The 5,276-nt window shown below is 53.0% G+C and carries 4 protein-coding genes and 1 tRNA gene; all 5 read left to right on the top strand.

From position 1 onward, the window contains the following. Positions 1-1,596: S1 RNA-binding domain-containing protein (locus AC1HCM_RS04335; RefSeq protein ID WP_479460552.1), on the top strand; the 1,596-nt coding region annotated here is incomplete at its 5' end. Between the two features lie 16 nt (positions 1,597-1,612). Then, entirely contained in the window at positions 1,613-1,915 is a 303-nt protein-coding gene (locus tag AC1HCM_RS04330; RefSeq protein WP_479460551.1) for an HU family DNA-binding protein, read from the top strand. 13 nt (positions 1,916-1,928) lie between these two features. Further along, positions 1,929-2,001 (top strand) — tRNA-Pro (locus AC1HCM_RS04325). Between the two features lie 25 nt (positions 2,002-2,026). Beyond that, complete coding sequence (locus AC1HCM_RS04320; RefSeq protein WP_479460550.1) at positions 2,027-2,665, top strand: bacterio-opsin activator; 639 nt, start codon at positions 2,027-2,029, stop codon at positions 2,663-2,665. A 4-nt stretch (positions 2,666-2,669) separates the two neighbouring features. After that, positions 2,670-5,276: hypothetical protein (locus tag AC1HCM_RS04315; protein ID WP_479460549.1), on the top strand; the 2,607-nt coding region annotated here is incomplete at its 3' end.

Below are 5,276 nucleotides of genomic sequence, written 5' to 3'. Positions count from 1 at the left end.
GAATTTGAGAAACTCCTGAGCGAAGCCCTCCCGCAAGAAGAGACCTTCAGGAAAGGAAGGATAGTAAGCGGAAAGGTGGTGAAGGTTGATGAGAGGTACATATACGTTGATATAGGCTACAAGGTTGAGGGGGTAATACCGAGGGAGGAGGTAAAGGAGGAGATAAAGGAGGGAGATGAGATACAGGCCGTCATAGTTAAGATGTCTCCACGCCTTGACTATCCGCTCCTCTCCTACAGGATAATAGCTCAGCAGAAGGGTCTTGAAGAGCTCCAGAAGGCTCAGTCGGAAGGCAGGGATGTGGTAGGAACCCTTGAGAAAAAGACCCGCGGTGGGTTCATAGTTGATATAGAGGGTGTCAAAGCCTTCCTCCCAGCCAGCGAGACGGGGAAGAAGCTGAGCGTGGGTAAGCCCGTAAGGGTGAAGGTGATGGAGGTTAGCCTCCAGAAGGACAGACCAAAGGTGATAGTCTCCCACAAGGCTTACCTTGAGGAGGAGAGGGAAAAGAGGAAGCAGGAGCTCCTCCAGAGCCTAAAGAAGGGGGACGTGGTTGAGGGCAAGGTCATAAAGATTGACCCAAACAAGGGCATAACCCTTCTGATAGAGGGAGTTCTGAGAGCCTTCCTCCCCAAGGAGGAGCTGTCCTGGGGAAGGGACAAGAACCCCTTCAACTACGCGGAGGTTGATGAGACCCTTAAGGTTAAGGTAAAGAAGAAGAGCAGGGAGAAAGACTTTCTTATAGTCTCCCTCAGGGAGATGAAGGAGAATCCCTGGGAGAAGTTCAACAGGGAGCACAAGGTCGGCGACATAATTGAGGCAAAGGTCTTCCAGGTGACGCCAAAGGGGGTAGTCCTTGAGATTGATGACGGACTTGAGGGCTTCGTCCCCGCAGAGGAGGTGAGCTGGAACGGGGAGACGCCTCAAAAGGGCGATGTGGTGAAGGCTAAGGTTCTGAGGATAGAGCCCAAGAGGCAGAGGATAATCCTCAGCATAAAGCAGGCTCTCCCCAAGCCCTGGGAGGAGTTCCTCGCTGAGAACCCCGTTGGGAGCAAGATAAAGGGAAAGGTTGAAAAGATAGAGGGAAGCAAGGCTATCGTTGATATAGGAAGTGAGAAGGTCAAAGGGATAATCCACAGGAGCGACCTCTCCTGGACAAAGCCCAAAAGGGTTGAGGAAGTCCTTAAGGAGGGCGAGGAGAGGGAATTTGTTGTTCTCGGGACCGATGGAAGGTATGTCAAGCTTGGCATAAAGCAGCTCACACCCAACCCCTGGGAGATAATCCAGGAGAAGTACAAGGTTGGGGACGTGGTAAAGCTGAAGGTCAAAGAGGTCATGCCCTTCGGAGCCTTTCTTGAACTACCCGAGGGGGTGGAGGGACTGCTTCCTTTCTCTGAGGTTCCACGGGACCTGAAGCTTGAGGTTGGGCAAGAGCACGAGGTGAAGATAATTGATATAAATCCGAAGGAGGAAAAGGTAACCTTCTCCATAAAAGCCCTCCGAGGAGAAGAAGAGGAGAAGGAAGAGGAGGTCTCGGAGGGTGCACCCGCAAGCGGGTTCAAGCTCGGCGATATCCTGAAGAAAAAATGGAAGATGTGAGCTCCGGAGCTGCGTTATGACCAAGAAGGACATAGCCAACCTCGTCCACGAAAGGCTGGAGGAGGACTGGAATACCACCAAAAAGGAGATATACGAGATAGTATCCGAGATATTTGAGATCATAGAGGAGTCCCTCAAAAAAGGTGAGAAGGTCCAGATATCCGGCTTCGGCACCTTCACAGTCAAGCTCAGGAGAGGGAAGGTGGGCAGGAATCCGAGAACGGGGGAGGAGGTTCCGGTACCCGACAGGAAGGTCATAGTCTTCAAGCCGAGCAAGAAGCTAATTGAACTCGTAGAGCTCAAGCTCAAAAAGGTTTAAAATTATAGACGAACGGGGTGTAGCGCAGGTGGCAGCGCGCAGGCATGGGGGGCCTGAGGTCCCGGGTTCAAGTCCCGGCACCCCGATTTGAGATCAAAAGGAGGTGGAGGTATGGTTATAGAGCTTCAACCCGTGGAGGTAAACGTTGAGCCTCTCGTCACAAGGGTCTTTCTGAAGTCTATTGACCTGCTGGGAGGGCTTCAGAAGCTTGCGGAGTTCAGAACTCTGACGTGGCTTCCCTCTCTTGCGAGGGCATCCTTTGCAGTTGTACTCAGGGAAGAGTTCCTCAAGACGGAGGAGGAGATAGCCGAGATAGTAGGTCTCACCAGACAGACGGTGAGGAACATCCTCAGGGCTGACCCCGAGCTCGCCATGTACAAGATTCAGCACATTGATGAGCTCACACAGGAGGAGAAGAAGGAGCTCAGGGTACACACCGCCGGAGGTATAGCGAAGCTTGCCTACAAGCTCGTCAAGGAAGGTCATGAGGAACCGAGCATCTTCCTTGAGTACTGCACACAGGCAGCCGTTGCCCTTGACGTACCCTGGGCTTATATGGTTCTCAAGAGGCTCAAGGGTACCGACTTCCCCCTTCAGTCCGCGGAGGACATAAAGGAGAAGCTTTCGGGTGTGGTGATAAAGGGAAGAAAGGCGGAGGAGGTGGTAGAGGAGCTTGACTACCCTATAAAGAACCCCGCAGAGCTTCTTCACAGGATAAAGGAGAACCTGAAGATGCACGGAATAGAATGAGTTTATGCGCTATGTCGCCCTTCTCCTTCTCTTCCTCCTTTCCCTTTACTTTCTCGCACTAAAACCCTATCTGGCGGCTAAGAGGATACACTACAGCGTAGAAGGGCTGAGCCTGAGCCTCTCACCCCTGAGCCTCGGGATAGTGAGGCTTTACCTTTACTTTCCCTTGGGAAGGCTGTACATAAACCTGAGTCTCTCAGACTTTCTCTTCAGCTACAGAGATATACCCACCCTCAAGCTGAGGGAGGGACACCTCATAATCCTTGAAAGGGAAAAAGAGGAGAAGGGTAAGGAGAGGACACCTACAGCTGTAGTCCTGCCCCGATTCCTCAAGAAGGTGCAGGCGGAAATCAGCAGCTTTTACCTGACCCTTCAGAATGGGGAGACCTTCATAGAGCTTCACGACCTTACCCTAAGGGATGGAGAGCTGAAGGGCTACGCTCTCCTTCACAAAGGAAACAGCCTCGTAAAGGTAGAGGTCAGGAGGGCAAGGCTCTTAAAAGACTCAATCCAGATATCTGAGGCTGAGGTAAGCTCGGAGCTCTTTTCCTTCAAGATAGAGGGCTCCCTGAAGGAGGGATTGCCAAGGGCTCTCTTCAGCATAGAGGGTAGCGTAAAGCCGATAGACACACCCTTTGCCTACATCTCCCCTATCAGAATAAGGGGAGAGGGAAGAGCCACCTACAGCAGGCTTGATATGGAGCTGAGAGCCACAGCGGATACGGTCCTTATCAAGGAGAGGAAGCTTTACAGGGAGGTGAGAACATCGGGTAGCCTGAGCTACAGCTTTGGTGGAGCGCTCCTCCTGAGGGGAAGGCTGTGGAACGAGGATGTGCTCGCAGACTACAGGCTTGAGCTCCTTCGCAGAAACAGGCTCAGACTCAGCATAGAGCGCTTTCCCCTTGACTCTGAGCTCCTCAAAACGGATGTGTTCCTGCTCGCCTGGCTCAGGGGTGAGCTCGTTCTTGACCTTGATAGGAAGCTCCTGAACATCTATGCAGGGACCGATGGGGTTGGGATTGGAGAGATGGGCTTTGGAAGGACCCAGGGCTGGGTGAGGTACGATTACGGCTCGGGGAAGGGAAAGGTGGAGCTTGCCCTCTGGGGCGGAGACCTCTTCCTTTCGGGCAACTTTGGAGGGGAAGGCTTTGAGAGCCGGGTTTCCCTCAAAGACCTCTTCCTGCCCCTGAGGAGCATTACGCTGTTTCTCTCCTACACTGGAGAGCTTACCTACAAGGAGAAGCTCAGCACAAAGGGGAAAGGGAGGGTTGAGGACCTCTTTTACAGAGACTTTCCCGTGGGCAGGTCCGACTACAGGCTATCACTCAAAGGCGGTAGTATTGACCTCTCTTACGAAGGGGATGGCTTCTCGGGCTATCTGAAGGGAGATATAGACAGCTTTATATCTATAAACAGGATAGAGTCCTTTGTAAGGGAGTACAGGGGCATGGAGATAAGGGTAGAGGAAGCAACCCTTGAGCTGGCAAGGGACAGAGGCATCCTGAGCGTGGCATCAAGGCTCGGCAGGGCATCGGTCGTCAGAGGGAACACAAGAATTCCCTTGACCGGGAGGGCGGATATAAGGGTCGGGAAGAAGCTGGAGGGCTCCTTCAGTCTCAGATCCGAGGAGGTGAAGCTATCAGAGAAGCTATCTCTTAAGGGAGCCTTTCTTAAAGGAAGCATCAGGGATGGAAAGCTCTCGGGAAGCTACGGGGCTGAGAAGCTACTTAAGGGGAGCTACAGCCTTGATATGTACGAATTAAAGCTGTCAACCAAAGGAAGGCTTGAGGGGGAAGGACTCCAGGTTGACTACTCCTTTATGGGTAGTCCAGAAGAGGGGAGAGGTAAGGCTCTCCTGAGGTACAACCTCGGCGGAGAGGAGGTCAGGCTCATAACGGACATATCCTACAGAGGAGAGGAGGTCAGGCTCAGGGCTGAGCCCACCTCTTTACGCTACAGGGTTGCTGAGGTTGAATTTGGAGGAGCGGAGCTTTCGGGTACCAGAGAGAGCGGGAGGTTGAGCTTTGGGAAGGTCAGCCTGTTGGTTCTTGGAACTCCCCTTGCGGAGCTCCTGCAGGAGGAGGGAAGCTACAGCCTGAAGGGGGGAAAGTTCAGCCTTAAGTTCAGGAGCCGGGGTGCGGTGAACGGTTCTCTGGAGCTCGGTTTTGAAAGGGAGGCAGGCTTCTATGTTAGGTCTGAAGGGCTTTTGGACATGGACAGGCTCTCCTTCTTTGTGGCAACGCCGACGGGCGGTAGGCTTGAGGGGAAGCTCGGCTTCAAACTCACCTACATAAAGGGAGACCTGGAGCTCGTCCTGAAGAACAGGGGTAGGGTCTTAACCTACTCAAGGTTCTTTGCCTATCCAATGGACGCCTGGATTGAGCTGAGAGCTCTGGGAAAGAGCCTCTCCGCCTTCTTCACCCTCTGGAAGGGTGATTCGGGGCTTTCTGCAAACGTTGGCTCCCTTGACCTGAAGAACTACTACGTTTATTTAGTCTCAAGGGACCTTCCTCTATCCTACCGAAGGGAGGACCTCTCGCTGAACCTGAAGGTTAGCTCCGAAGGGTGGGTTAGCGTTAAGGAGCTCAGGAGCGTTCTCCTGAAGCTGAAC

The organism is Hydrogenivirga sp. (assembly GCF_056450045.1).
Note: the sequence above shows the minus strand (reverse complement) of the source record. Positions and strands in the feature narration are given on the sequence as shown.